Annotated in this window: 24 protein-coding genes and 1 pseudogene; 6 read left to right on the forward strand and 19 right to left on the reverse strand. The window is 61.2% G+C overall.

Annotated elements, in window-relative coordinates; genetic code table 11:
* From ACO54Z_RS01850 to dapA, 6 genes are all read right to left on the reverse strand, one after another.
* A partial coding sequence (locus ACO54Z_RS01850) for a hypothetical protein (protein ID WP_485995482.1) occupies window positions 1-347 on the reverse strand: 347 nt, incomplete at its 3' end.
* Window positions 348-365: 18 nt separating this feature from the next.
* Window positions 366-1,418 (reverse strand): WD40 repeat domain-containing protein, encoded by a 1,053-nt coding sequence (locus ACO54Z_RS01855; protein WP_485995483.1) that lies wholly within the window; start codon window positions 1,416-1,418, stop codon window positions 366-368.
* 263 nt (window positions 1,419-1,681) lie between these two features.
* Entirely contained in the window at window positions 1,682-2,671 is a 990-nt protein-coding gene (locus ACO54Z_RS01860; protein WP_485995484.1) for a hypothetical protein, read from the reverse strand.
* Window positions 2,672-2,943: 272 nt separating this feature from the next.
* Window positions 2,944-4,740: a M24 family metallopeptidase gene (locus tag ACO54Z_RS01865; protein WP_485995485.1), complete on the reverse strand. Its 1,797-nt coding sequence runs from the start codon at window positions 4,738-4,740 to the stop codon at window positions 2,944-2,946.
* 183 nt (window positions 4,741-4,923) lie between these two features.
* The gene (gene bamC / locus ACO54Z_RS01870) at window positions 4,924-6,090 is read right to left on the reverse strand and encodes an outer membrane protein assembly factor BamC (RefSeq protein ID WP_485995486.1); all 1,167 of its coding nucleotides are present in this window, start codon (window positions 6,088-6,090) and stop codon (window positions 4,924-4,926) included.
* 15 nt (window positions 6,091-6,105) lie between these two features.
* Window positions 6,106-6,981 carry a 4-hydroxy-tetrahydrodipicolinate synthase gene (dapA, locus tag ACO54Z_RS01875; protein WP_485995487.1) on the reverse strand — a complete coding sequence of 292 codons (876 nt, stop codon included), beginning with the start codon at window positions 6,979-6,981 and terminating at the stop codon, window positions 6,106-6,108.
* Between the two features lie 90 nt (window positions 6,982-7,071).
* On the opposite strand from dapA, the gene ACO54Z_RS01880 reads away from it, so the two are divergent.
* Window positions 7,072-7,536 (forward strand): peroxiredoxin, encoded by a 465-nt coding sequence (locus ACO54Z_RS01880; RefSeq protein WP_485995488.1) that lies wholly within the window; start codon window positions 7,072-7,074, stop codon window positions 7,534-7,536.
* A 134-nt stretch (window positions 7,537-7,670) separates the two neighbouring features.
* Here ACO54Z_RS01880 and ACO54Z_RS01885 read toward each other — a convergent pair whose 3' ends face one another.
* The 7 genes from ACO54Z_RS01885 to ACO54Z_RS01915 all read right to left on the reverse strand — a co-directional run bounded on the left by ACO54Z_RS01885 (window position 7,671) and on the right by ACO54Z_RS01915 (window position 11,605).
* A complete protein-coding gene (locus tag ACO54Z_RS01885) occupies window positions 7,671-8,258 on the reverse strand; it encodes an NAD(P)H-dependent oxidoreductase (protein WP_485995489.1) in 588 nt (195 codons plus the stop codon).
* Window positions 8,259-8,578: 320 nt separating this feature from the next.
* Window positions 8,579-8,881 (reverse strand): hypothetical protein, encoded by a 303-nt coding sequence (locus ACO54Z_RS01890; protein ID WP_485995490.1) that lies wholly within the window; start codon window positions 8,879-8,881, stop codon window positions 8,579-8,581.
* Entirely contained in the window at window positions 8,815-9,312 is a 498-nt protein-coding gene (locus ACO54Z_RS01895) for a hypothetical protein (RefSeq protein WP_485995502.1), read from the reverse strand. Before ACO54Z_RS01895 ends, ACO54Z_RS01890 begins: the two co-directional genes overlap by 67 nt.
* 34 nt (window positions 9,313-9,346) lie before the next feature.
* Window positions 9,347-9,874, reverse strand: coding sequence for a Rossmann-fold NAD(P)-binding domain-containing protein (locus ACO54Z_RS01900; RefSeq protein WP_485995491.1), 528 nt, complete (start codon window positions 9,872-9,874; stop codon window positions 9,347-9,349).
* A gap of 99 nt (window positions 9,875-9,973) precedes the next feature.
* Entirely contained in the window at window positions 9,974-10,084 is a 111-nt protein-coding gene (locus ACO54Z_RS01905; RefSeq protein ID WP_485995492.1) for a saccharopine dehydrogenase, read from the reverse strand.
* Window positions 10,085-10,174: 90 nt separating this feature from the next.
* Window positions 10,175-10,588 carry an NAD(P)H-binding protein gene (locus tag ACO54Z_RS01910; protein WP_485995503.1) on the reverse strand — a complete coding sequence of 138 codons (414 nt, stop codon included), beginning with the start codon at window positions 10,586-10,588 and terminating at the stop codon, window positions 10,175-10,177.
* A gap of 48 nt (window positions 10,589-10,636) precedes the next feature.
* Window positions 10,637-11,605: a TIGR03571 family LLM class oxidoreductase gene (locus ACO54Z_RS01915; RefSeq protein ID WP_485983647.1), complete on the reverse strand. Its 969-nt coding sequence runs from the start codon at window positions 11,603-11,605 to the stop codon at window positions 10,637-10,639.
* Between the two features lie 116 nt (window positions 11,606-11,721).
* Between ACO54Z_RS01915 and ACO54Z_RS01920 the strand changes: the two genes are divergently transcribed.
* Together ACO54Z_RS01920 and ACO54Z_RS01925 are read left to right on the forward strand one after the other, a co-directional pair.
* Window positions 11,722-12,591: a LysR family transcriptional regulator gene (locus tag ACO54Z_RS01920; protein ID WP_485995493.1), complete on the forward strand. Its 870-nt coding sequence runs from the start codon at window positions 11,722-11,724 to the stop codon at window positions 12,589-12,591.
* Window positions 12,592-12,804: 213 nt separating this feature from the next.
* On the forward strand, window positions 12,805-13,695 hold the full coding sequence (locus ACO54Z_RS01925) for a LysR family transcriptional regulator (protein ID WP_485995494.1): 891 nt from the start codon (window positions 12,805-12,807) through the stop codon (window positions 13,693-13,695).
* Between the two features lie 336 nt (window positions 13,696-14,031).
* Here ACO54Z_RS01925 and xseA read toward each other — a convergent pair whose 3' ends face one another.
* The 4 genes from xseA to polA form a co-directional block, all read right to left on the reverse strand.
* Window positions 14,032-15,369, reverse strand: a complete 1,338-nt coding sequence (gene xseA, locus ACO54Z_RS01930; protein ID WP_485995495.1) for an exodeoxyribonuclease VII large subunit — start codon at window positions 15,367-15,369, stop codon at window positions 14,032-14,034.
* Between the two features lie 25 nt (window positions 15,370-15,394).
* A complete protein-coding gene (locus ACO54Z_RS01935) occupies window positions 15,395-16,525 on the reverse strand; it encodes a cysteine desulfurase family protein (RefSeq protein WP_485995496.1) in 1,131 nt (376 codons plus the stop codon).
* Complete coding sequence (gene cysE / locus ACO54Z_RS01940) at window positions 16,518-17,180, reverse strand: serine O-acetyltransferase (RefSeq protein WP_485995497.1); 663 nt, start codon at window positions 17,178-17,180, stop codon at window positions 16,518-16,520. Before cysE ends, ACO54Z_RS01935 begins: the two co-directional genes overlap by 8 nt.
* A gap of 584 nt (window positions 17,181-17,764) precedes the next feature.
* Window positions 17,765-20,473 carry a DNA polymerase I gene (polA, locus tag ACO54Z_RS01945; protein WP_485995498.1) on the reverse strand — a complete coding sequence of 903 codons (2,709 nt, stop codon included), beginning with the start codon at window positions 20,471-20,473 and terminating at the stop codon, window positions 17,765-17,767.
* 165 nt (window positions 20,474-20,638) lie between these two features.
* Here polA and ACO54Z_RS01950 point away from each other — a divergent pair, with 165 nt between their 5' ends.
* Window positions 20,639-21,310: an LOG family protein gene (locus ACO54Z_RS01950; protein ID WP_485995504.1), complete on the forward strand. Its 672-nt coding sequence runs from the start codon at window positions 20,639-20,641 to the stop codon at window positions 21,308-21,310.
* Between the two features lie 37 nt (window positions 21,311-21,347).
* On the opposite strand, the gene ACO54Z_RS01955 is transcribed toward ACO54Z_RS01950, so the two are convergent.
* Entirely contained in the window at window positions 21,348-21,842 is a 495-nt protein-coding gene (locus ACO54Z_RS01955; RefSeq protein WP_485995499.1) for a hypothetical protein, read from the reverse strand.
* 43 nt (window positions 21,843-21,885) lie between these two features.
* Entirely contained in the window at window positions 21,886-23,727 is a 1,842-nt protein-coding gene (locus ACO54Z_RS01960) for a monovalent cation:proton antiporter-2 (CPA2) family protein (protein ID WP_485995500.1), read from the reverse strand.
* Between the two features lie 259 nt (window positions 23,728-23,986).
* On the opposite strand from ACO54Z_RS01960, the gene ACO54Z_RS01965 reads away from it, so the two are divergent.
* Together ACO54Z_RS01965 and ACO54Z_RS01970 are read left to right on the forward strand one after the other, a co-directional pair.
* Window positions 23,987-24,955, forward strand: a complete 969-nt coding sequence (locus ACO54Z_RS01965) for a porin (RefSeq protein ID WP_485995501.1) — start codon at window positions 23,987-23,989, stop codon at window positions 24,953-24,955.
* 269 nt (window positions 24,956-25,224) lie between these two features.
* Window positions 25,225-25,671: pseudogene (locus ACO54Z_RS01970) on the forward strand (hypothetical protein); the annotation flags it as partial.

The following is a 25,671-nucleotide window of genomic DNA, read 5'->3' on the forward strand; positions in this document are numbered from 1 at the left end:
AAAAGCGTACTGTCTTCGGCGACGCGCCTTGTCTGAAACTTTCGGTGGATGGCTAACACACTGAGGCCGTTCGTATCGCAGATGAGCGCGGGCGGATGACGGAAGTGCAGACAAAGCGGGTAATGGCAGAGGAGCAGGGTGAGCGGCAGGCAGGCGTACCAGAAGTAGGGCTCATAGGGGTGGAAGGTGCTGCCGTTCACACTGACGGCGGGCTGGTGCAGGATGAACCAGGCGAGGGCCAGCGTCGCCGCGATGAGCAGTTGCGCTGCGCCGGTATGGTTGCGGTGCTCGTTGTACCAGATACGGGTGGCGGGGTGGTCGCGGTCGGGGATGAAGCGGGGAATCATGGCGGGTGGGGGGGGTTGTCAGAAACAGCGGGTGCGCGAGGTATCCACGGGGCGTTCCGGGGGGGCGATGTGATGGCGTTGTTCGATGGTGCCGTTTTCGTCCAGCAGCAGCCATTCGTTGGCGGTCGCCACGATGATTCTGCCGTTTTTCAGGGGGATGATTTTTTGTATCCAGGCGGTGCCTGCCTTCAGGTAGCGGGGCGCGGCGGGGTTTTCCGCTTGCAGCAGGATGAGCGGGTAGTTGCCGTCCGCATCATGGTGCGTGCCGCCCGCGTAGAGGGTTGTGCCGTCGGCAGACCAGGCCAGGCTGACCAGTGCGGTGTTTTCTCCGGGATGTCCCGCAGGCAGGGTTTGGCTGATGTGCAGCGGGCGAATGGTGCCGAGGTGTATCACGTTTTCCTGGCTGATGGCGCGGTAGGCGGAGAGGGCGAAGTGCTGGCCGTCGGGATGCAGGGCGAGGGCGCCGGTGGCGCCTGCGGGATGGATTTCGGCGGCAATGGTGCCGTCTGTCTGGTGGAGGCGCAGGCTGTCCGGCCGCCCGTGCACACCGGCAAAGGAGAGGGCAAGCAGGTGGTTGTCCGGAGTGAAGGCGCAATCGGTGACGATGTCGCGGTGGTAGTCGTTGCCAAAAAACGGGGCGCGTTCGCCGTCAGTCATGCGGCGCAGGAATTTGCGGCGTGTGCCTGCCAGCCACGCGCGGTCGGGCGACAGGCAGAGTTTGCCCATGCCGGACGGGGCGGCGCCCGTTTCGATTTTGCGCTGCAAGGTACCGCTGTTGATGTCATGGAAATAGAGGGTATCCGACCAGATGAGCAGCCAGCGGTTTTGCGGGTCAAAAAGGGCATCCTGGATGCTTTCGCCCAACCGGGGTATGCCCCAGGCGGGTGGCGGCGTCATTTCGTGTTGTTTTTCGCCGTTGGCAAGATGCCAGATGGTGGCGGTACGGTTGCGGGTGGTCACCAGCAGGGTTTCGTCGGCATTGACGGCGGCGCCGATGTGAGGCGGGGTCAGCGGTTCGCCTTGTGCCACAAGGGCGAGCGTGAGGGCGAGGGTGAATATTTGCAGTTTCATCTGTCGCGGGGTTCGGCGGGTGGTGTGTCAGGGAGGGATTTTATGGCAATCCTCACAAGGCATTGTACGATGCGACGCAACACGGTATTGAGGCTTTGGAGAATAAACGTGAGTCTGTAAAAAACATCGTGCGTGTCGCCAGTAACCCCACCCCCGTCCCCTCCCCCACAGGGGGAGGGGGCGAACCGTGCAGGAAAAAGCCCGCCGAAGCGGGCTTTTTTGCGGGCGCTTTTTCCTGTCACTCAAGACATGGCTTGCATAAATCAGACATCTTCTTTGGCATTGACTTCCATGAACCAGCAAGGTTTGTGATTGGTGATGCACAGCGGCTGGTCGGTGGCGGCAAAAAGGAATAGCGTTAATGAAGGCTCAATGCGGTAAAGCGCAGTGAGCAGCGGATAATTATCGACACGGATAAAATAATCGCCGTCAAAGCGGTATTCCACGCGGGTTTCGAGCATTTTGCCGTCAGAATATTTTCTGTCGCTAACAATTAGAGGGTAAGAGAGCGTTTTGGTCGCATCATCGTAGGCGAAATAAATGCGCTCGCGGTGATCATTCAGTGCAGGATTGTCGAGAACACTTTCAAAGCCATATGAAAACCCCAAGCTATAGGTTTCCTCATTGTAAGAACGCCAGCCATAAAAAGGTTCAAACAAATCTGTTTTCTTGATGCGTGGTGCCCGCTCTATTTTATTGCCAATAATACGTAGAAGCTCCACTTGTCCGCTTACCAACATGGTGGATAAATGATTGCCTTCTGCCAGAAAGTAGGCAATACCCTTGTCGCCCAAGTCGGCGCGGTAAACGCCTGTAACATAATTTCCTTGGCGCCATTTCAGGTCTTCTTCAAATTCCAGACCCTCATAAGGCTCCATTGTATGGGTATTGCCCTTGGCATCGCGGTATTGCCAAAGACCATAGTCATAATGCATTGTGCCACTGCCATAATCAAACCAGTTGTAGGTGCGGAATTTTTTGTCTTCACTGGTAGTTATGGTCAAATCATCGGAAACTTCGGAGAAATGGCATTCCCAGCTTTCTTCGGCATTTTGGGCAATAATATTACCTACTTTTTTATAGATGGCTTCGTATTCCTCGCCACTAATACGGTTTCTAAAGTCACTATCCTGCAGCTTTTTGGTTTCCTCAAATGCAGTTTTTACTTCTTTCTCTATTTCCTCGCAGCTTTTGCCGTGGGCGACGGTCGTTGCGGCAAGGACGAGGATGGCAAGCAGGGTTTTGGGGTTCATGGGCTCTCCTTTGGGGTGTGGAAATGTGCCGGATTGTATGCGGGATGCGCTTTGGTGAATAGGGAAATGGCGCGGCTGCGGGCTTTGGTTGTCAAGAAATGGTGCAGAGGCATTTACATACACCTTCCCCGCTATGGTGTATGTAAATGGGTAGGGTGGCGCTTGACCCACCATTAACGGGACGCTTTGGAACGGTGGGGCAAGCCCCACCCTACAGGTAAAAGAAAAGCACCGTGCAGGAAAAAGCCCGCTGAAGCGGGCTTTTTTGCGGTTCAGATGGGGCGGGTGTTGGCCTCCAGCCATTCTCGCGCCGCGCCCGTGGTGCGTGGTGCGAGTTTGTCGCGCACGGTGGCGTGGTAGTCGTTCAGCCACTGTGCTTCCGCGTCGGTGAGCAGCGCGCGCTCTATCAGGCGGGTGTCAATCGGGCAGAGGGTGAGGGTCTCAAAGTAGAGGTAGTCGCCGAAGTCGCTTTCTTGCGGGCTTTCGACGCGGCGGTTTGCCATAAGGTTTTCGATGCGGATGCCCCATTGGCCGGGGCGGTACAGGCCGGGTTCGTTCGAGGTAATCATCCCTTCTTTCATCGCGCTGTGGGCGTGAACCGGCGCGCGGTACGACAGCACTTGCGGCCCTTCGTGCACGTTTAAGAAATAGCCGACGCCGTGCCCGGTGCCGTGGCCGTAGTCACAGTGTGCTTGCCACATCGGTGCGCGGCAGATGGCATCGAGCAAGGGGGCGGCGATGCCGTCCGGGAAGGTGATTTGCGCGAGGGCGATGTGCGCCTTGAGGACGAGGGTGTAGTCGCGTTTTTGTGCGGCGCTGGGCGTGCCGACGGGGATGACGCGGGTGATGTCGGTGGTGCCGTTTTGGTATTGGCCGCCGGAGTCGATGAGGAGCAGGCCGTCGCCGGTGATGCGGCTGTGGTTCTTTTCGCTGGGGCTGTAGTGCGGCAGCGCGGCGTTGGCGTTGTAGCCGGCGATGGTGCCGAAGCTGGCGCTGATGTGCTGCGGTTGCTGGCTGCGGTGTTTTTCCAGCAGCGGGTCGATGTCGAGTTCGGTCAGTGCTTCGCCTGCCGCCAGTTTGGCTTCGAGTTCGGCGAAGAAGCCGCAGAGGGCGGCGCCGTCGGCAATCATCGCCTCGCGGGTGTGCGCCAGTTCGCGTTCGTTTTTGCAGGATTTGTAGAGGAAGGACGGGTTGGTGTCTTCGATGAGGGCGACGGTGGCGGGCAGGTCGGCGAGGGTACTGATGGCGGTTTTGGCCGGGTCGAGCAGCAGGCGGCCATCGAGGCGGGCGAGCGCCGCGCCAATCGCGCTGTAGGGGGCGGTAGTGATGTTAGCAGCGGCAAGGACGGCGGTCGCGGCGGGAGCGAGTTTCTGCTCGTCGAGGTAGAGGGTGGCGCTGCGCTCGTCGATGAGGAGGAAGGCGAGGTACACCGGGTTGTAGGGGACGTCGCTGCCGCGCAGGTTGGTGAGCCAGGCGATGTCATCGAGGCTGGAGATGAGGTGGTGCGTCGCGCCGTGTTCGTGCATGGCGGCGCGGACGCGGGCGAGTTTGGCGGCGGTCGGCTCGCTGATGTACGCCGGGTCGTGCGGGTAAACGGGCGCTTGCGGCAGCAGCGGGCGGTCTTGCCAGAGGGCGTCAATCAGGTCGTGCGCAGTATCCAGGGTGATGTGTTTCGCGGCGAAGGCGGCTTCCAGCTGGCGCTTGGCGGCAAGCGAGAGCATATCGGCGGCGACGCCAACGCGGCTGTTTGGCGCGAGGTGTTCGGCGAGGCTGTCGATGTGGGTTTTGCCGAAGCCGAGTTTTTGCAGGACGACGCCGCTGCCGGCGAGTTGTTGTGTTGCCTGTTCCCAGTAGCGGCTGTCCGCCCACAGTTCGGCGCGGTCGGCGGTGATGATGAGGGTGGGGACGGAGCCGTCGAAGCCGGAGAGCCAGCGGCGGGTCTGCCAGTGTTCGGGAATGTATTCGGAGAGGTGCGGGTCGGCGGACGGCGCAATCCAGGCGTCGAGGTGGGCGGCTTTCATTGCGGCGCGCAGCGCGGCGATGCGTTCGGCGGGGGTGTTGAGGTTCATGTGGGTTTCCTTGTTGGGTTAAGGGGATTATAGCTATCCACCGAAAGCCTCATACGGTGTTGCGCCGCTTCGCCGTACAACTGCGTACTGTCTTCAGCGGCGCGCCTTGTCTGAAATTTTCGGTGGATGGCTATAAAGAAGGTGCGCCGGAGCGCACCCTGTGGGTGTGTGTGATGCGGCGTGTTACAGCGCGCTCTGTACGGTTTCGAGCAAGGCGCGGGCTTCTTTGTCGCTCGCGGCCTTGCCGTCCGGGGTTTGCACGACGGCGATGCTGCGGCTGCCCTGGTCGGAGAGGCGGATGAGGTAGCGCGGTGCGTTGTCCGTGTTTTGGGGTTTTTTGTTGCCCCACAGGCGCGACCAGAAGCCGGTTTTTTGGACTTTTTCGGCGCTCTGCGGCAGGTATTGCACCTGGTAGGTGCCGCTTTTGTAGTCCTGTTTTTCGAGGGAGAAGCTCGCCTTGTCGAGGCCGATGCCGAGTACGCGCCATGCCTGGCCGTAGTTGCCCTGGATGGTGAGCGCCGGGCGGCCGCCCGCCGTGGTGAGTTGGGCGCGTACGCCGTTGACCGCGCCGCCGGTGAGGTCGCCTTCACCCGCGTGCTGCTGGCTGACTTCGTGCTGGCGGCGCAGTTCGGCGGAGACAAAGAGCGCGATGCGCCGCGTCATTTCGAGCTGGAGTTCGGGGTTGTCGTTGTCGGTCTGGCTCCAGCGGAAGCCTTGCGGGTCTTTGCTGTTGAGATCACGCACGGCTTTTTCTTCGGCCTGGCTGTAAACGATGCTGACGCCGGTTTTGTCGCCTTCGCGTGAGAAGCGGACGCGGTAGCGGTCGCGGGTACCGCTGTCGTGGGTGAGTTTGATGAGGTTGTCGAGCAGGCCGCTGAAGCCGGTGCGCGGCAGGTCGGACTGGTTTTCCAGCCAGTCGGTTTCCATCAGGCCAATGGCGGGCTCCTGGGTACGCAGGCGAATGCCGTTGTTTTCCCAGTATTTTTTGACGGCGCTCCAGGTGGTCGAGGTGTCGGCGGAGACGAGGATGTAAGGCAGGGTGCCGGGTTGTTCGATGACTTGTACGCCGTAGAGTTGCGGCAGCACTTCGATGAAGCCGCGTTTGTCGCGGATGGCGTTGTCCTGGCTGTAGGCGCGGTAGCTGGCGACGCTGGCCGGGTTCATGTCCGGCACGGTGAGCTGGTCGTCGAGGGTGCCGCCGCTCAGGTCAGGCGGGACTTCCAGTTGGCGGCTGACGTTGCTTTGCCGGTAATCGGGGCGGCGGTCGGGGATGGCGTCGCGCAGGCTGGTGTTGCTGCAGGCGGTCATGAGCAGGGCGGCGCCGAGGAGGGGCAGGATGTGTGTTTTCATGGGGTTCGCGAGGGTTTAGAGGAGTTGGGCGTGGCGCAGCGCGGCTTCGACGCGGGTTTGTACGTCGGGCGCGAGCGGCACCAGCGGCAGGCGGATGCCCACGTCAATTTTGCCGAGGCGGTAGAGCGCCCATTTGACCGGCAGCGGGTTGCATTCGTAGAACATCGCTTCGTGCAGCGGCGCGAGGCGGTCGTTGAGCGCGTGGCAGCGGTTGTGTTCGCCCGCAAGGCCGGCGGTGGCCATGTCGTGCATGATGTCCGGCGCGAGGTTGGCGGTGACGGAGATGACGCCATCGACGGTGCCGTTGCATAGCGCTTCGGCAGAGAGACCGTCTTCGCCGCAGAGGATGGCAAAGCCTGCCGGGCAGACGGCGCGCAGTTCGACCATCCGCGCCATGTTGCTCGCTTCTTTGATGCCGACGATGTTCGGGATTTCGGCCAGCGCGGCGACGGTGTCGGGCAGCAGGTCGCATGAGGTGCGGCCGGGGACGTTGTAGAGCAGATGCGGCATCGGCACGGCGTCGGCGACGGCCTTGAAGTGGGCGTAGAGGCCGCGTTGTGGCGGTTTGTTGTAGTAGGGGACGACTTGCAGGGTGGCGGCGCAGCCGGCATCGTAAGCGGCCAGCGAGAGGTCTATCGCCTCGCTGGTGGAATTCCCGCCGGTACCGGCAATCACCGGCACGCGTCCGGCGACTTTGTCCACGGTGAAGCGGATGACGGCCTTGTGTTCGGCGGGGCTTAGGGTGGCGGATTCGCCGGTGGTGCCGACGGCGACGATGGCATCGGTGCCGCTCGTGCAATGCCATTCAATCAGGGCGGCGAGGGCGTTCCAATCGACTGCGCCGTCGTCGTGCATCGGCGTCACCAAGGCGACGATAGAACCTCTAAACATACGATTTCCGGGTAAAAATGAAGCGGCAATGTTATGCGCTTCAGGATGCTAAAATCAAGCGCCCGCCCGATGACTACGGAGTTGATAAACATGAATTTGCCGCAAGATTTCAGCCTGATGAGCACCGCTGCCGCGCCCTTTTCCGCCGACCGTTTGCGCGGGCAATGGACGGTGCTTTATTTTTACCCGAAAGACGCCACCCCCGGCTGCACCACGGAAGGACAGGATTTTGCCGCGCTGCACACCCATTTCACCGCGCTCGGTGCGCAGATTGTCGGCGTCTCGCGCGACAGCCTCGCCTCGCACGAGAAATTCCGCGCCAAACAGCAATTCCCCTTCGAGCTGGTCAGCGACCCGGAGGAAATCCTCTGCCGCGCCTTTGATGTCATCAAGGAAAAACACAACTACGGCAAGACGTATCTGGGCATCGAGCGCAGCACCTTTCTCCTCAACCCGCAGGGCGAAGTGGTGCGGCAGTGGCGCAAGGTGAAGGTCGCCGGACATGCGGCGGCGGTGTTGCAGACGCTGCGCGAGGTAACCAAAAGCGGTGCCTGAAAGCACCGCTTTTTATAGCCATCCACCGAAAGCCTCATACTGTGTTGCGCCGCTTCGCCGTACAACCGCGTACTGTCTTCAGCGGCGCGCCTTGTCTGAAACTTTCGGTGGATGGCTATATTGGGGCGAACTGTTTACAGCGTAACCCCTTCCGCATCCATCTCGCCCAGCAGCGCAGCGAGGCGTTTTTGCGGATCGAGCAGCGGGTCGCGGACGTGTGCCAGCATGGCATCCGCCGATTGCGCGACCGCGTCCGGCGTTGCCTGTACCGCACCGTGGAAGATGAACGGCGGCAGGAAGGTGGTTTGCAGCAGGTGCGCGGTTTGTTGCAGCGGTTTCAGGAACTCGCTCATCGAGAAGCGGTTGTAGCCGCCCGCCTGGTAGGAGTCCGCCGGGCCGCCGGTGGAGATAAGCGACAGCCATTCTTTGCCGGCAAGCGCGTTGCCGCCCGCGCCATACGCCCAGCCGTAGGTGAGGACGTCGTCCAGCCATTGTTTCATCAAGGGCGGCGTGCTGTACCAGTAGAAGGGATGCGCGAAGACGAGGCGGTCGTGCGCGAGCAGCGCGGCCTGTTCGGCGGCGACGTCGATTTTGCCGTCCGGGTAGAGGGCGTAGAGGTCGCGCAGGGTGATGTCCGCTTCTTGCGCGAGGCGCTGCGCCCAACTGCGGTGCACGGTGGATTTGTCGAGATGTGGGTGAAAGAGATTGACGAGGGTTTTCATGTTTGGCTCCGTGAGGGGTTTAAGCACATCTTAGGCGGCGCGATGCGCTAGGGGCTGTTTACAATTCACTCATAGCGGCAGCCAGACCATGATGCCCCCCAAAAGAACCGTACTGAGATAATTTCGCTTGAGTTTGTCATAACGGGCGTATAGGACAAAAAAGGAGCTATCCATCGTCAGGCATGGCGAAATAATCCTTTATAAACTTGATTTTATTCTCTCTTTTCATCCCGTGATGACACCCCAATTTGCGCTTTAAGTCGGCAAAGCGCCCATCCAGCAAATTGGTGGTGTTGCACATGCCCAAAACGGGATACGCTTCAAAGGTAAACAGGTAGTCCAAGTTCCGTTTCAGGCTCAAATACGCGCTTCTCAGCGTCTTGTGCGTGTAGTGCGAACTTGCCGGTTTCCTCGTTGACCGTTCGTTCGTTGAGCAAGCCCTCATGCTGCTCAAACCATGCCTGCAGCGCGTCTTGAAACGCTGTCTTGCCGCTGTCCTTCAGGGTGAGCGTCAGTCGCCACAGCGCCTTGCCTGCCGCCGTTTTCGGGTTACGTGTCAGATAACGGCTGACGGTTTTGACCTGGTGAAACTGGCATAGCTGCGCGTGAATCTCGGGAAACATCTGTAGTAATCCCTTTCGCCCGTCGCAGGCAATGCTTTGTTTCTCAAGGCTTTTTCCCGAAGCTCGTTCAGCGCCGCGCCATACAGGGCGTTGGTTTCGTATTTGACTTCATCGACGGACAGAGCCTGTTGGCTGATGCTGTCCATCAGCACCATCACGCCGAAACTGCGCCCGAAGTATGTGGTATCCATGATGATGTTGGCTTTTTCGGGCAGCGGGTAGCGCTCCCTGATTTGCACACTGCGAAGGCGGCGATAGATGGTTTTGCTGCTGCATCCATACTGCTTGGCAAGCTGCGCGGCCGTTTGTTTGCCTGCGCTATAAGCTGCCCAAAGCTCGTCGTTTTGAAGGCGCTTGCCGCCGCCAAAACGTTTGCCGCAAGCCTTGCATTTATATCGTTGCTTGCCATTTTGCCAGCCATCTTTTTTGATCTGCTTTGAGCCGCAGAAAAAGCATTTTTTGTGTTCAAAGCCTTTGACCCCGCTTAAAGCCTTGCAGCATAAGGCTTACAGCGATTCTTGGCTCCTTTTTTGTCCTATACGCCTGAATCAACATAGGGCGGAAGGAAAAGACACGGTGCAGGCCAAGCAACTGCAAGCGCTGCTCGCTCTCGCCCAGCACCAGCGCCCATATCGTTTTGCTTGTCGCATCCGCGCCGCCGCCGGTAACAAAAACAAAGGTCAGCTGCGGATTGCCGTCGCGCAATTTTTCTGCAACCGATAGCGGCAAAGCCTGCATCAGCGCGCGGTATTGCGCCTCGCTTTTGCCGGAACTGCTCGCGCCCAGACAATAGAAGCAGGCATCAAAATCGCGCAAATCGGACAAATCTGCCTGCGGCAAATCGGCGACGATACGCTGCTGCAATTTGTCGTGCTGTTGCGGCAGCGGCGCGCGCACAAGCGCGGTAATCGCCGTTACATCCGCCGCCTGCAAACATTCGCGCAAAACGCCTTGGCCAACCATGCCGCTCGCGCCAAAAATCAGAATTTTCATCTTCCCTCCATTGCCTAAAAAAGAATGAGCGGCGCATGCTACGCCGCTTTTTGCGTAAAGATAGTGTTCTGAACAATCCCGCGCCTGACTCGCGGTCGCTCAATAAAAAGAAGGCTTGTCGTAATGCGTGCCGGGTTGGCCAACGCCAAAGGTGGTGCGGCTGGATTTTTCCGGCGGCATGGCGGTGAGAATTTCGATAATCGCCTGCACCACCGCCTCGCGTGAGACTTCGGCATCGGCAAAGGGTTCGCCGCTGGGGACGAGTTCGTAGTTTTTGCCTTGGGTGGCGTCGTCGTAAAGCTAGGTCAGGCGCAGCAGGGTGTAATCGAGCGGCGAGGCTTTGATGATGGCGGCGGATTGGTGTTCGCCGTCGATATAGCTCGCCGGCAGGTTGGCTTTGGTCCAGTCGCGCAAGCCTTGCGGCACTTCGTTTTCGATGCCTGCCATGCTCGCGCCGATAAAGCGCTGCACGCCCGCCTGCTGCATGGCATCTACCACCGCCTGCGTGTCGGTGGCGTGCTCCATCGCGTTCAGATAGACGACATCAACGCCCTGCATCGCCGCCGTAAGGCTGGCGCGGTCTTGTAAACTGCCTTCTTTCATGACGACGCGGTCGCTTGCGACTTCGCCAAGCAGGCTGTGTAAATCGCGGCCGTAGAGGACGAGTTGCGCCTCGGTCTGCGCCAATAGCGCGGCGCTGAGTTTGCGGGAAATCTACCCGGCAGCGCCGAGGATGAGGATTTTTTGTGGCATGGTTGCTCCTTAGTTAGCTTGAAAATGCGGCACGATGTTTTCGAGGAAGTCTTGCATCGTCTCCAGCGACGGGCGGCGGGTCGGTTTGAGGTTGGCGATGATGTGCGCCACGCCCTCCTCCGCCTGCTGCGAGTAGAAATCGGCAAGCGCCTTGCTGCCGCCACGCAGGTAAATGCTGTTGAACACTTGCAGCGGCGCGTTGGCGTCTTCCAGCAGTTCGACGAAATTGCAGGTGCCGAAGGGGCGCCAGATGCCCGTTTCGTTCAGGCGTTCCAGCTCCGCCAGCAGCGCGCGCAGATGCGGCAGGTCGGCGGAATACCACAGCCAGCCGTCAGATTCGTTGGCAATCCAACGTAAATCCTGGCGCGCACGGCCGACTGTCAGCATCGGCAGGCGGTTCTGTACCGGTTTGGGGACGAGGTCGAGATTGCCGAGGAAGCGACCGCCGTGTTCGGTCGTAAATTGCGGGAAGGCCTGCTCGCTCAGGCGGCGGATGGTTTGCCAGTTTTCCTGAAAACGCGCGGCGCGGTTGTCTAAGTCTTTGTTAAACGCCGCGTACTCGCTGGGACGGTCGCCACCGGCAATCCCCAGGACAAAACGCCCACCGCTTAATTGGTCGATGGACGCAGCCTCTTTCGCCGTCAAAATCGGCTCGCGCAACGGCGAGACGTAACCTGCCGAGCCGAGGGTGATGTTTGCCGTGATGGCGCTCAAATAGCCGAGGGTGGCGGTGATGTCATAGATTTGACCGACGTCGCCGAAATTCGGGTCATAAAACGGCACGTCACGCACCCACAGCGCGCCGAGGCCGCTGTTATCGGCTTGCTTGACCAACGCGCTGAAGTCAGTCATGTCGGGGAAGGGCGAATCGGCATAGCCCATAAACGGCGCAATCAGGCCGAGGGTCAGCTTGCCGGGCTGGAAGGAGCGGGCAAAACCGCGATGATTTTGCAGCGCTGGCGGTAAGGTTTTTTCCATCTTGATTCCTTGCTTGCGACAACGGCGCGCATTGTAGACTGGCGTTTCCCCCGGAAAAACCGGACAATCGGCAAAACACTATTTGAACATCTCAAACAATGCACGATTTCCGCGCCATGGCGATTTTCGCCGAAGTCATCAAGCAACAATCGATGCAGCAGGCGGCAAAACAGCTGGGATTAACCACCTCCACCGTCAGCCTTGCCATCAGCAAACTTGAACAACAGCACAAAATCAAACTGCTAAACCGCACCACCCGCCGCCTTGCCGCCACCAATGCCGGCGAGGCTTTCTATCAGGCGTGTTTGCAAATGTTGTCCGGGGCGGAACGCGCGCATCAGGTGTTGGAACAGCAAAAGCAAGACATCGAAGGCACGCTGCGCATCGCCACCTTTTCCTCCGTCTGCGGCATCCCGCTCGCCGACAGCCTGAAAACCCTGCTCGCGCAATACCCGGAGCTCAATATCGAATGGTACGTCGATGACAGCTTCAGCAACCTCTACCAGCAGCGCATCGACATTGCCATTCGCGGCGGCATGCACGCGCTGAACGACCCGCAGCTCATTGCGCGCAAACTGTTCGACGCGGAAATGGTGCTTTGCGCCACGCCCGCCTACCTTGCCGACAAGCCGCCAATTACCACGCCGCAGGATTTATACGCGCACCAATGGCTGGACTACCAGCCGCCGGATTACCTGTTCCGCCACGCCGAACACGGCGACATCCGCCTCACCCCCAAACTGCGCCTGCTCTGCAACAACAGCCTGCTTTCCAAAGAACTGTTGCTCAACCACTTCGGCATCGGCGTGCGCTCCCGCGCCGAATTCGGGCAAGAATTCGCGCAGGGCAAACTGGTGCAGCTTCTGCCCGACTGGCACCTCGCCCCCCGCCCGATATACCTGGTTACGCTCAACCGCGAGCAACCAGCGCGGGTGCGGGTGGCGATAGAGGCGCTCGGCGCGGCGCTTGCGGGTTATGGCGCTTAGCGGCAAAGCTAGGGCGTGTTTACAATTTGAATCTCCCTCCCCTGCAAAGCGGGGGAGGGTCGGGGCTCCCTTTGAAAAAGGCGAATGCCTTTTTCAAGGGAACCCGGGGAGGGGGTGTGAAAAATCGCGTAGCGGCGGCGTTTAAAACGAATTGTAAACAGCCCCTAGCATAAGCCCCGTTTTGTTGTATGCCTTGTTGCCGGAGAGCCATCAATGCGAGCAGGTGATTTTGCGGATTTTGCGATTTTTGTGGCGATTGCCGAGGAAGGCAGTTTGCGTGCGGCGGCGGCGCGCCTCGATTTGCGGCCGTCCACGGTATCGCACGGGCTGCGCGCGCTGGAAGCGCGGCTCGGTGTGCGCCTTTTCCACCGCACGACGCGCAGTGTGGCGCTGACTGAGGCGGGGCAAGCGCTGCTCGCGCGGATTGCGCCGGCGCTTTCGACGCTGGAGGCGGCGGATGAGGCGGTCAATGATTTCCGCGCACATCCGGCGGGACGGGTACGCCTCTCCGTGCCGCGTGGTATCGCTTCCTGCGTGCTGTTGCCGCAGTTGCGCGCCTTCATGGAACGCTGCCCGGAGGTGCAGCTCGACATCGCCGCCGATAACGGCTTTGTTGATATTGTCAGCGCCGGTTTTGATGCTGGGGTGCGGCTCGGCGGCAGCGTCGCGCGCGATATGGTCGCGGTGCGCATCACCCCGCCGGTGCAGGCGGTGATTGTCGCCGCGCCGGATTATGTGGCGCGTTATCCGGCGCCGCAGTCGCCGCAGGATTTGGCGGCGCATCGCTGTATCGGGTTTCGTCAGTTGGGCGGCGGCAGGCTGTACCGCTGGGAGTTTGTGCGCGACGGGCAGGCGTTTGACCTCGGCGTGCCGTCCGCGCTGGTGCTGGACGACCCGGAATTGATGCTGGATGCGGCGGCGCGCGGGCTGGGGCTGGCCTATGCGCTCGATGTGTTTTGCCGCGATTACCTCGCCGACGGGCGGCTGCGGCCGCTGCTGGAGGACTGGCTGCCGCGCTACGACGGTTTCTTTTTGTATTATCCGAACCGGCAGGTGTCGGCCGCGCTGCGGGCGTTGTGCGAGGTGCTGCGGGTCAGTGATTGACGGGGTGGATGGCTATACGTCGTTTTGAATGCTGTTGCGACGCGGTTTTCTACGCTGGTGCAAAAAATCCCGCGTGCGTGTCGGCTGCGCCGCCACACACCCTACGAACGCGCTGTCGCAGGTTGACCATTTATGGCTGACATCAAAAAACGTTGGGCATAAAAGCCCGATTTGCATCGCTGTCTTTGTAGGGTGTGTGCCGCAGGCACGCACGTGTTCCCTGTTTTCACCGCGTGCGTGTCGGCTGCGCCGCCACACACCCTACGAACGCGCTGTCGCAGGTCGGTCATTTATGGCAAACATCTCTTGTGGCATGGCAAACGCGCCTTACGGCAATCAGGTTTTGCTGCGGCGGTTGACGGTGCAGTGCAGGCGACCGACGGCGAGGCGGACGCTGATTTTTTCGCCCGGCTGGACGGCGTCGCTGCGCGTGAGGGTTTTGCCGTCGGCGTTGCTGGCGAGCGCGTAGCCGCGTTGCAGGATGTTGAGCGGGCTTAACTGGTGCAATTGCTGCATCAGGGCGTGCAATCGTGCCTGTTCGCTCTCGCAGCGGCGGCGGGTGGCGGCGTGCAGGCGTTCGCCGAGCTGGCCGGTGTGCTGTTGCGCGCGCTGGATGTGCCGCTGCGGGTTTTGTTGGTACAGGCGCTGCGTCAGGACGCGCAACCGCGCCTGTTCGCCCTGGCAGCGGCGGTGGGCGATGGCGTGCAGGCGTTCGCCGAGCTGGTCGGCGCGCTGTTGCGCGGTGCGGATTTGCCGTTGCGGGCTTTGTTGGTGCAGGCGGTGGGCGAGGTGGTGCAGATGTTGTTGCCGCTGTTGTTGTTGGCGGCGTGCCGCCTGCCGCAGGCGGTCGGCGAGATGGGCGAGGGTTTGCGCCCGTCCGGCAAGGTCGGGGCAACTGTGCGCGGCGGCGGCAGTCGGCGTCGGCGCGCGCAGGTCGGCGGCCAAATCCGCAAGGGTGACGTCAGTCTCGTGGCCGACGCCGCTGATGACCGGGATACGGCTCGCGGCGATGGCGCGGATGAGCGCGGGGTCGTTGTACGCCCACAGGTCTTCGAGGCTGCCGCCGCCGCGGATGAGCAGCAGCGTGTCGCATTCGGCGCGGCGGTTGGCGGCTTGGATTTGGCTGATGAGCTGCGCCGGGGCGTGTTCGCCCTGCACCAGCGAGGGGTAGAGGATGACGCCGACGAGCGGGTTGCGGCGGCGCAGGGTGGTGAGCGCGTCATGGATGGCGGCGCCGCTGGCGCTGGTGATGATGCCGATGCGGCGCGGGTCGGGCGGGATGGGGCGCTTGCGCGCCGCATCGAAACAGCCTTCGGCGGCGAGCAGCTCGCGGCGGCGTTTGAGTTCGGCTTCGAGCGCGCCGATACCCGCCGCCTCTATCTGGTCGAGGATGAGCTGGTAGCTGCCGCGCGGTTCGTAGAGGGTGGCGCGGCCATGCACGCGCACGGCGAGGCCGTTGGCAAGGTCGCGCGCGGGCAGTTTCAGGCCGTAGGTGCTGCCCTTGAACAGCGCGCAGGCGACTTGCGCCGCGTCGTCCTTGAGGGTGAAGTAGTGGTGGCCGGAGGCGGGTCGGCTCAGGTTGCTGATTTCACCTTCAACCCAGAGGTCGCGGTAGTCGCTTTCGAGCTGGGCGCGGACGTGGGCGTTTAATTGGCTGACGGTGTAGGTGGGCATGGTTTTTCCGGTTGTGGCCGCGTGCTTAATCGCCCGCGCTGTCGCGCAAAAAGGCGGCAAGGCGGTCGATTTCCGCCGCCGTTGTGCGATGCGACAGGCTGACGCGCACGCTTTGCACCGCCGCATCACTCAAGCCCATCGCGCGCAGGACGTGCGAGCCTTCGTCGGAGGCGCTGCACGCCGAGCCTGCCGCCAGCGCCAGTCTGGCGGCATCTGCCGCGCGCAAGACGTCGGCCGCGGGGCGTCCGGTGTGAATGCTCACGATGTGCGGCACTTGCGGGGTTTCCGCTGGCACGTTGGTGTGCATCGTCGCAGGTAGCCCGGCCAGCAGCGTCGCGCGCAATGCCGCCACGCTTTGCCAGCGCGCCTCGCGTGCGCGTTCGGCGATGTCGGCGGCGAGGGCAAAGGCGCGGATGAGGGCGACGGGCGAGGTGCCGGAGCGGCGGCCGCGTTCTTGTCCGCCGCCGTGTTGTTGGGCTTGCAGGCGCATTTTCGGCAGCCGTCGCACGTAAAGCGCGCCGATGCCGACCGGGGCGCCGATTTTGTGGCCGGAGAGGCTCAGCATATCGACGTCCCAGCCGCGCACGTCCAGCGCCAGTTTGCCCAAGGCTTGTGCGGCATCGACGTGCAGCCGCGCCCCGGCGCGATGTACCCGCGCGGCGATGTTGGCGATGGGTTGCACCACGCCGGTTTCGTTATTGACCGCCATCACGCTCACCAGCGTCGGCGCGGTGGCGAGCGCTTCGTCGAGCGCGTCCAAATCCAGCAGGCCGTCGCGGCCGACCGGCAGCATGGTGATTTTCGCCCCCGCTTTTGCCAGCGCCCCGGCGGGGTCAAGCACCGCCTTGTGTTCAGTCTGCACGGTGACGAGGTGCGGCTGTTTGACGCCGTGGTAGCCGAGCGCGCCTTTGAGGGCAAGGTTGTCCGCCTCGGTCGCGCCGCTGGTGAAGACGATTTCGCGCGCATCCGCCCCGATGACCGCCGCCAGTTGGGCGCGGGCGTCTTCGAGGCGGCGGCGGCTGGCAAGCGCGGGCTGGTAGGTCGCGCCCGCGTTGGCAAACGCCCACGGCGCGGTGAGGTCGGCTGCCAGTTGTGCCGTCACTTGCGGCTCGCAAGGGGCGGTGGCGGCGTAGTCGAAGTACGCCCAGTCAGTCATGGCGCTGTCTCAGCACGGCGTTTTCCGCTTCCAGTTTGGCGACGCGCGCGCTGAGCTGCTCCAGCATGGTGATGATGGGGTCGGGGATGACTTCGTGGCTGAGGCCATAGGCGGAATACTGCTCGCCTTCTTCGTGGCGCAGCCGCACCGCGCGCGCAGGGACGCCGACCACGGTGGTGTAGGGCTCGACTTCTTTCACCACTACCGCGTTGCTGCCGACGCGGGCATGGTTGCCGACGTGTACCGTGCCGAGGATTTTCGCCCCGGCGCCGAGGATGACGTTCGATCCGACCGACGGGTGCCGCCGCCCTTCGCTCCAGGTGGTGCCGCCGAGGGTCACGCCCTGGTAAATGCTGACATCGTCGCCGAGGATGGCGGTCTCGCCGATGACGACGCCCATGCCGTGGTCGATGAACAGCCGCCTGCCCGCGACCACCGCCGGGTGGATTTCCACCCCGGTCATCCAGCGCGACACCAGCGACAGCCAGCGCGGCAGCCAGCGCAGGCCGAGATTCCACAGCGCGTGCTGCATCCGGTAAAACGCCACCGCCCAGAAGCCGGTGTGCAGGGTTAGCACCGCGATGCGGCTGCGCGTCGCCGGGTCGCGCTCAAACACCACGGAAAAGTCTTCGCGTATCAGTTGGTACCAGTTCATGTGATTGCCTCGTTCAAGTAAATGTGCGGCGGCGAATGTAGCACAACGGCGCGGCTTTTGGCGGAGCAATCGCCCGCGTCCGCCCGGTGGCGGCTTTCCCGGCGGCAGTTGTCCGCATGGGTTTGGTGGCAATGAGATGAAATAGTATTTGATAGCGAGGGGTTTTGCGCGGGTGTATCAAGCGCGTCACCGTGCATCTGCTTGCCGCTGCCCAATGCCCGCGTGCGTGTCGGCTACGCCGCCACACACCCTACGCACGAAATTCATCATAGGGTGCGCCTCGGCGCACCGTCCGGGGCATGGCGACGGTTTCGCGACGGTGGGGCAAGCCCCACCCTACGGATAGCGTGCAGGGGCGGTCATCTATGCCCGACCTGCACTTGTAGGGTGTACCGTAGGCACGCAGGCGGAGAAAAAAAGAGAACGCGTGCGTGTCGGCTACGCCGCCACACACCCTACGCACGAAATTCACCATAGGGTGCGCCTTGGCGCACCGTCCGGGGCATGGCGATGGTTTTGCGGCGGTGGGGCAAGCCCCACCCTACGAATAACATCATCGTGTTATGAGCAATCACAAACAGCCGCTAATGCGCTTCGTCCCAGTTGGCGCCGATGCCGGTGTCCACTATCAGCGGTACGGCGAGGGTCATCGCCTGCTCCATCAGCGCGACGATGCGCGGCGTCAGGTCGGCGGCGGCTTCCGGGCGGATTTCAAAGACGAGTTCGTCGTGTACTTGCATGATGAGGCGCAGGTCGGCGCGGTTGCCCAGTTCGCGGTCGATGGCGAGCATGGCGCGTTTGATGATGTCGGCGGCGCTGCCCTGCATCGGCGCGTTGATGGCAAGGCGTTCGCTGGCCTGCCGCCGCTGCGGGTTTTTGCTGTTGATGTCCGGGAGGTACAAGCGGCGGCCGAGCAGGGTTTCGACGTAGCCCTGTTTGCTCGCCGTCGCGCGCGTCGTTTCCATGTAGTCGCGCACTTTCGGGTAGCGCGCGAAGTAGGTGTCGATGTAGGCGGCGGCCTGGCCGCGCGGGATGTTCAGTTGGCGCGCGAGGCCGAAGGCGCTCATGCCGTAGATGAGGCCGAAGTTGATGGCTTTGGCATCGCGGCGCTGTTCGCGGCTGACGGCGTCTGGCGCGACGCCGAAGATTTCGGCGGCGGTCGCGCGGTGGATGTCGTCGCCTCTGGCGAAGGCGGCGAGCAGGCCGGGGTCGGCGGAGAGGTGCGCCATGATGCGCAGCTCGATTTGTGAGTAGTCGGCGGCGAGGATTTGCCAGCCGTCTTCTGCGATGAAGGCGCGGCGGATGCGGCGGCCTTCGTCGCTGCGCACCGGGATGTTTTGCAGGTTGGGGTCGCTCGATGAGAGGCGGCCGGTGCTGGTGACGGCCTGGTGGTAGCTGGTGTGGATGCGCTCGGTCTGCGGGTTGATGAGTTCGGGCAGGCGGTCGGTGTAGGTGGTTTTGAGTTTGGCGAGGCTGCGGTGTTCGAGGATGAGGCGCGGCAGTTCGGCACCGTGCGTTTCGGCGAGTTCGGCCAGCACTTCTTCGTTGGTGCTGGGCTGGCCTTTCGGCGTTTTGCGCAGCACGGGCAGGCCAAGCTGGTCGTAGAGGATTTCCTGGAGTTGTTTGGGCGAGCCGAGGTTGAACGGCGCACCGGCGAGTGCGTGCGCTGCCTGTTCGAGGGCGGCAAGTTGTGCGCTGATTTCGGCGCTTTGTGCGGCGAGCGCCGCCGGGTCGATGCGCACCCCGGTCGCTTCGATTTTGTAGAGGAGTTCGGCCAGCGGCATTTCGAGGTCGCGGTAGAGGGCGTCGAGGCGCGGTGCGGCGGCGAGTTTGGGCGCGAGGTGGTTTTTCAGGCGCAGGGTGATGTCGGCGTCTTCGCAGGCGTAGGCGGTGGCGGTTTCCAGCGGGATTTGGTCGAAGGTGAGTTGTTTGGCGCCTTTGCCCGCGATGTCTTCAAAGGTGGTGGTTTTGTGGTTCAAGTAGTAGTCGGCAAGGTCGTCAAGGTTGTGGCGGGTGGCGGTGCTGTCGGTGATGTAGCTCATCAGCATGGTGTCGTCTTTGACGCCGCGCAGTTCGATGCCCGCGCGGGCAAAGATGTGGCGGTCGTATTTGTGGTGCTGGCCGCTTTTCGGCGGGGCGTCCGCTTCGAGCAGGGGTTTCAAGCGGGCGAGTGCTTCGTCATAAGGCAGGTTGGCGCTCAACTGGTGCGCCAGCGGCAGGTAGTAGGCTTCGCCGGGGGCGGGGGCGAGGCTGATGCCGACGAGGTTGGCGCGCATATAGTCGAGGCTGTCGGTTTCGCTGTCGATGGCGTAGCCGTCGCTGGTTTGCAGGCGGTTGATGAGCGCGTCGAGTTCGTCCAGGGTGGTAATGGCGCGGTAGTGGGTGGCGACGGGGGCGGCGGGCGGCGGTGGCGCGCTGTTTTTCAGGTATTGGGCTTTGATGCTGGCGAGTTCGTAGGTGTCGCAGAGGGCGGCGAGTTTGTCCGGCTGGCGCGGTTGCAGCGCGAGGTCGGCGATGCGGGTGTTGAGCTCAAGCGCGGTGTTGATGGTGGCGAGCTGCTGCGAGAGGCGCAGGGTGTCCAGCCCGGCGCGCAGGTTTTCGCCGATTTTGCCGGGGATTTTGGTGGCGTTGTCGATGATGTTGTCGATGTTTTGGTATTCGGCCAGCCATTTGGCGGCGGTTTTCGGCCCGACTTTCGGCACGCCGGGGATGTTGTCCGAGGTGTCGCCGACCAGCGCGAGGAAGTCAATCACCTGGTCGGCGCGCAGCGCGTCCACTTTGAAGCGGTCGGCGATATTGGCGGTGGTGGTGACGGCGTTTTTCATGGTGTCGAGCAGGGTGATGTCGGCGTGGGTGAGCAGTTGCGCCATGTCTTTGTCGCCACTGGAGATGACGACTTGATAGTGTTCGGCCAGCGCCTGCATCGCCAGCGTGCCGATGACGTCGTCTGCTTCCACCCCCGGCTCGATGATGAGCGGGAAGCCAAGCGCTTCGATGAGGCGGTGCAGCGGTTCGATTTGTACGCGCAGGTCGTCTGGCATCGGCGGGCGGTGCGCCTTGTAGGCGGGGTAGAGTTCGTGGCGGAAGGTTTTGCCCGACGCGTCGAAGACGACGCCGAAGTAGGCGGGCTGGTGGTCGTCGTAGAGTTTGGCGAGCATTTTGATGACGCCGTGCAGCGCGCCAGTCGGGTGACCGTCGCGGTTGGTGAGCGGCGGCAGGCCGTGAAAGGCGCGGAAGAGGTAGGACGAGCCGTCCACGAGGACGACGAGGTGGTTCGGGTCGGGCTGGTGCATGGGGGTTCCGTTTGTGGTGGGCGGGGCTTTGCGGCAGAATGGCGCGCTTTCCCGCAGGCGCGCTATTGTTTGGGCGCCCCGGGTGCTTGTCAATTTTTTAAGGAGTGTTTAATGGGCAAACGGCGTCCGCCGAAGGAGTTGCACCCGGACAATGGTGCGCACGGTATGCAGGGTGAGGCATGGCGGGTGTTCCGCATCATGTCGGAATTTGTCGAGGGGTTTGAGAAGCTGGCGGTGATTGCGCCGTCGGTGAGCATTTTTGGCTCGGCGCGGATTCACGCGGAGCATCCGGTGTACCGGCAAGCGCAGGAAATTGCCAAACGCCTGTCGGACGCGGGCTTTTCCGTGGTTTCCGGCGGCGGCCCCGGCGTGATGGAGGCGGCAAACAAGGGCGCGTATGAGGGCGCCAAGGGGCTGTCGGTCGGGCTGAATATCCAGTTGCCGCATGAGCAGTCATCGAACGAGTTTCAGGATATTTCGCTGGAATTCCGCCACTTTTTCTCGCGCAAGGTGATGTTCGTCAAATACGCCAATGCCTACGTCGTCATGCCCGGCGGCTTCGGCACGCTGGACGAGCTGGCGGAAATTCTCGTACTGATTCAGACCGGCAAGAGCCGCAAGATTCCGGTGATTCTCGTCGGCAGCGATTTCTGGCGCGGCCTGCTGGCGTGGATGGAAGAGACGATGGTCACCGGCGGCCTCATCAAGGCCGAGGATATGCGGCTGATGACGCTGGTCGATGACGCCGACGCGGTCATCGCCGCCATTTTGGATTTTTACGAAGGCCGTGCCTTTGCCCCCAGCGCCGAGGAGGAGAAGCTGCTGCGGCATTTGTGAGCCAGAAAAAACCCCGCCTCGGCGGGGTTTTTTGGTTTCAATTTGCGCGCGCGCCCAATGCCGCCAGCAGTGCTTCCTGGTCGCTGCCGAGCGGGGCGGCGGGGGCTTTGCCAAGGGCGGCGCGCTGTTCCGTCAACTGGCGTTGCAGGGCGGCGATGGCGGCCGCGTCTGCGCCCGTCTCCGCCAGATAGTTCAGGCGGTAATCGAGCGCGTTTTCCGCCGCCTTGAGCGCGCGGCTGCCGCCGCCAAGCAGGTCGCGGCAGAGGGATTCCAGCGCTGCGAGCAGCTCCAGCGCGCCCTGTTCGCCGTTTTCGTCGTCGTTTTTGTCCCAGAGGTAGTCCATCAGGCGGTCTTGCAGCGCGGTGGCCAGCGCCGGGTCGGGCGCCCCCTGCCAGCTTTGCGCGATGAGTTCGCGCGCCTGCGCGAGGATGTCGTCGCCGTCGTGTTTGACGAGGAAGCCGATGACTGCCGGGTCGCGCGTCAGCGGGTAGAGGTTCCAGGCGGCAAGCGCCGCAGGGGTTTTGTGCTTCATGACGGGTTCCTTTTTTGTTTTTTGTGGTGGAGGGTGGTGCGGTTTATGCGTCGTCGGTGTCGTTGTCGCTGCCGACGGGGGCAACATTTTCACCGCGCAGGATGGCGGCGATGTCGTTCGCCATTCTGATGTCATAGGCTTGCGAGATTTCGATCATTTGCTGGTTTTGGAATGGCCCCAGCGCCGGGTCATGCACCCGCGCCTGTTCGACCATTTCATGTCGGTCGGTATGGAAGTAGTAATGGGCAATCTTGTCGGCAATATCGCTTTTTATGCCGAGCAGTTTCAGGGCGCCTTTACCGGAGCGGACGGAGGCATCGAATACTTCGCGGACAATGTCATCCGCCCCTGCCTGATAGAGGGCAAAGGTATGGAGGCGGTCAAAGGCGCGGGCGACGATTTTAATGTTCGGGTTAATCTCGCGGGCAAAGCGGACAATTTGCAATGCCTGTTCGCGGTTATCAATGGCGACGACAGCCATGCAGGCTTTTTCAATCCCGGCGACAATGAGCAATTCATGGCGTGAGGCATCACCAAAATGGGTTTTGACGCCGTATTGGGTAAAGTTCTGAACCACCTTCGGATCCAAATCAATGATGGTGGTTCCGTATCCGCTCATTTGTATCATTCTTTGAATGTGCTGGCCGAATCTGCCCATGCCAATTATCAGAATCGGATTTTGTTCTTCGATGGTATCGGCTGCGCGCGTTTCCATTTCTTCAGCTTTCGCAAAACGGTTATGCAGAATAATCATCAGCGGCGTAAATACCATAGAGAGCACGACAATCGCCGTCATATTGGCGTTGACCGTTTCATCAATCACCCCTTTGCCCAATGCGCCGGAGAACAGGACGAACGCAAACTCGCCGCCCTGCGCCATAATCACCGCGCGGTCGAGCGCGTCGGCATGGCTGCTTTTAGCGAGACGCGCGACGGCGTAGATGCACGCCGCTTTGGTCGCCATCAGCGCGGCCACGCCGGAGAGAACCAGCCACCAGTTACGCGCGACCACGGCCAAATCGAGCGACATGCCGACGCCGAGGAAAAAGAGACCGAGCAGCAGGCCACGGAAGGGCTCAATATCCGCTTCCAGCTGATGGCGGAAGGAGGATTCGGAGAGGAGAACACCCGCGACGAACGCGCCCATCGCCATGGAAAGCCCGCCCGCTTCCATCAGCAGCGCCGCGCCGAGGACGACGAACAGCGCGGCGGCGGTCATCACTTCGCGCGCGCGGGTGGCGGCAAGGATGCGGAAAAGCGGGTTCAGCACGAACAGCCCGGCGACGACCAGCGCGGCGAGTGCGCCGAAGGCAATGGCGGCGGATTGCCACAGCGGCCGTACCGCTTCGCCGGCGGGCTCCAGCGGCGAGAGAAAGGCGACGATGGCGAGCAGCGGCACAATCAGCAAATCTTCAAAAAGGAGAATGGAGACAATGCGTTGTCCGCGCGGGGCGGCGATGTCGCCGCGCTCGTTCAACACCTGCATGACGATGGCGGTCGAGGTGAGGACGAAGCCCGCCGCGCTGATAAAACTCACCTGCCACGGGAAGCCGTAAAGCATCCCGACGGCGGTGAGGAGGATGGCGCAGACCACCACTTGCAGGCTGCCGAGGCCGAATATCTGGCGGCGCAGCCCCCACAAATGCGAGGGCTTCATTTCCAGACCGATGACGAACAAAAACATCACCACGCCAAATTCGGCGATATGAATAATCGCCTGCGAATCGGTGACGAGCCGCAGCCCGAACGGGCCAATGGCGAGACCGGCGGCGAGATAGCCGAGTACCGAGCCGAGGCCGAGGCGCTTGAACAGCGGCACGGCGACCACCGCCGCACCCAATAATGAAACCACGCGGACGAGATCGCCCGCCCCTTCTGCTGCCATGAAAACTCCTTGCTGTACGTCAATTGATGCGCGGCATTGTAGCCGTTTATGCGCATGGCTGCTGCGCCAATCTGGCGGCAGCGAAAGCGATATAAAACGGCAATGAAGATGACTGCCAGATTTGCCATTTTCGCCGACGTTCGCACCACGATTGCGACAAAGAAAATGGCTGCATTTATTGGCGCAAAAAAACATTGCGGGCGCGCAATGATGTCGTTAAGCTCGCGGCTTTTAATCCAAACAAGAGGAATTATTGTTTATGTGCCAATCACGCCATATCGCCCTCGTCGCCCTTGCCGCATGGGCAGGTCAAACCGCCCTTGCCGCTGGCGACAAAAACGAATCCACCGTGACCCTTTACGGCTCGCTGTCGCAAGGCGTCAAAATCACTGATCGCGGCAAAAAAAACGATGGCAAAGTGGATTATCTGAATGACCATTTGCGTATTGGCATAAAAGCGACAGAAGCACTGGGTGGCAATACCCAGGCATTCTTCAATCTCCATCTCACCAGTAAAGAAACGAAAGACGGCAGCGGCCTGAATGGTCTGCGCGAAGCCTATATCGGTCTGAAAGGCGATTTCGGCAAATTGACGCTGGGGCGGCAAAATACCGCGTGGAAAAGCTATATGGGCAAATCCGTTTTTGACGATGCCGCCATTGGTTTGGCGCGTCCCGGAAAAGTTATCCGCTACGATTTGGACAATATCGGCGGCAGCGGCTTCAAATTCGCCATTGACGGCATCCTCGACGGCTCGCATGAAGTGATTAAAAACGGCAAAAACCGCGCCTTCAATGCCTATGACGCCACCATTGGTTACAACAAAAACGGTATTGACGCTTCCCTTGGTTATCAAACCACCAGCGTTCCCGCCATCGAAACCGAACTGGGCGGCAAAACCAAAGAAATCATGGGTGCATCCGTCGCCTTTACCTTCCTTGAAAACAAGGACAAAAAACAGTCGCTCGAATGGGCGCTGGATTACCAGCACCACGCCGGGTTTGGCGAATTTGCCGCAACCTCGCTCGATTACAGTCTGGGCTCACAAAAATTCCGCGCAGGCTGGGAAATGATCGACTATGAAAAAGAAAAATTCTGGCAGCAATATCACCTCGGCTACCGCTATTATTTCAGCAAGCATACCTATACCGAAATTAAAGGCTCCTGGCGCACCCAGGGCGGTGAACACAGCTATTTGAGCAAACTGCTCTTGCGGCATGAATTTTGACGTATAAAAAAAACGGGGCAATGCCCCGTTTTTTTGGGTTTGCCGAATGACCAAAAACTGTCCGTCAATTGTCTGATGGGTAATCCGCTGGAAGCGGCAGAAAATTGAGGCAGTTAAGTGGACACAAGCAGCGTTACCCCATTGCGCCATATTGACCCAATCCCTTGCCGTTCCGATAATAATGCCATTGATTTTCCGCGCTCTGCCGCGGAAACGGAGGCGCGGCGATGATGCCCGCGTCGCAATTCTGTCCTTTCCCGGAGATTTCCATGCCAGTCAAAATGATGGGTGGTGCGATATTGGCCCTGCTGCTTGCCGGTTGTGGCGGCGGTGGCGATATCCAATTGACGCCCGACCCCAAGCCCAATCCGAATCTGCCTGCGCCCCATCCGCAACCGGGGCAGAATGTCTATCGCCATTTGAGTTTTTACAATGCCCAACAGGGCTCCTTTGGCAGCTCGGTCTCCAATAGCGCGCCCAGTTTTGATACTTTGAGCTTTAATGGGGTCGAATTGCCGCTGGTCGTCGAAGGCATTCGGCCAGGGCGACTGGTGAATGTCGATAATTTGACGCTTGGTGGTACGTCCTATAAAAAATTTGTGAGTGGCATGACCCGTGGCGGCAATGCCCGTTATGGTGCGCTCACCTATCAGGGCAACAATAGACCTCTTTCCAAACCAGGCAAAGGCATACGTTTTTTGGAATTTATATCCCTG

It is taken from the genome of Cardiobacterium sp., from assembly GCF_057314735.1.

Coding starts and splice junctions, on each gene's coding strand:
- ACO54Z_RS01915 (WP_485983647.1), bottom strand. CDS start 11,605: ATGGAAAAAACCTTACCGCCAGCGCTGCAAAATCATCGCGGTTTTGCC.
- dapA (WP_485995487.1), bottom strand. CDS start 6,981: ATGTTTAGAGGTTCTATCGTCGCCTTGGTGACGCCGATGCACGACGAC.
- ACO54Z_RS01860 (WP_485995484.1), bottom strand. CDS start 2,671: ATGAACCCCAAAACCCTGCTTGCCATCCTCGTCCTTGCCGCAACGACC.
- ACO54Z_RS01880 (WP_485995488.1), top strand. CDS start 7,072: ATGAATTTGCCGCAAGATTTCAGCCTGATGAGCACCGCTGCCGCGCCC.
- ACO54Z_RS01920 (WP_485995493.1), top strand. CDS start 11,722: ATGGCGATTTTCGCCGAAGTCATCAAGCAACAATCGATGCAGCAGGCG.
- ACO54Z_RS01900 (WP_485995491.1), bottom strand. CDS start 9,874: ATGAAAATTCTGATTTTTGGCGCGAGCGGCATGGTTGGCCAAGGCGTT.
- xseA (WP_485995495.1), bottom strand. CDS start 15,369: ATGCCCACCTACACCGTCAGCCAATTAAACGCCCACGTCCGCGCCCAG.
- ACO54Z_RS01865 (WP_485995485.1), bottom strand. CDS start 4,740: ATGAACCTCAACACCCCCGCCGAACGCATCGCCGCGCTGCGCGCCGCA.
- ACO54Z_RS01955 (WP_485995499.1), bottom strand. CDS start 21,842: ATGAAGCACAAAACCCCTGCGGCGCTTGCCGCCTGGAACCTCTACCCG.
- ACO54Z_RS01965 (WP_485995501.1), top strand. CDS start 23,987: ATGTGCCAATCACGCCATATCGCCCTCGTCGCCCTTGCCGCATGGGCA.
- ACO54Z_RS01935 (WP_485995496.1), bottom strand. CDS start 16,525: ATGACTGACTGGGCGTACTTCGACTACGCCGCCACCGCCCCTTGCGAG.
- ACO54Z_RS01855 (WP_485995483.1), bottom strand. CDS start 1,418: ATGAAACTGCAAATATTCACCCTCGCCCTCACGCTCGCCCTTGTGGCA.
- ACO54Z_RS01925 (WP_485995494.1), top strand. CDS start 12,805: ATGCGAGCAGGTGATTTTGCGGATTTTGCGATTTTTGTGGCGATTGCC.
- ACO54Z_RS01960 (WP_485995500.1), bottom strand. CDS start 23,727: ATGGCAGCAGAAGGGGCGGGCGATCTCGTCCGCGTGGTTTCATTATTG.
- bamC (WP_485995486.1), bottom strand. CDS start 6,090: ATGAAAACACACATCCTGCCCCTCCTCGGCGCCGCCCTGCTCATGACC.
- ACO54Z_RS01885 (WP_485995489.1), bottom strand. CDS start 8,258: ATGAAAACCCTCGTCAATCTCTTTCACCCACATCTCGACAAATCCACC.
- ACO54Z_RS01890 (WP_485995490.1), bottom strand. CDS start 8,881: ATGTTTCCCGAGATTCACGCGCAGCTATGCCAGTTTCACCAGGTCAAA.
- polA (WP_485995498.1), bottom strand. CDS start 20,473: ATGCACCAGCCCGACCCGAACCACCTCGTCGTCCTCGTGGACGGCTCG.
- ACO54Z_RS01950 (WP_485995504.1), top strand. CDS start 20,639: ATGCAGGGTGAGGCATGGCGGGTGTTCCGCATCATGTCGGAATTTGTC.
- cysE (WP_485995497.1), bottom strand. CDS start 17,180: ATGAACTGGTACCAACTGATACGCGAAGACTTTTCCGTGGTGTTTGAG.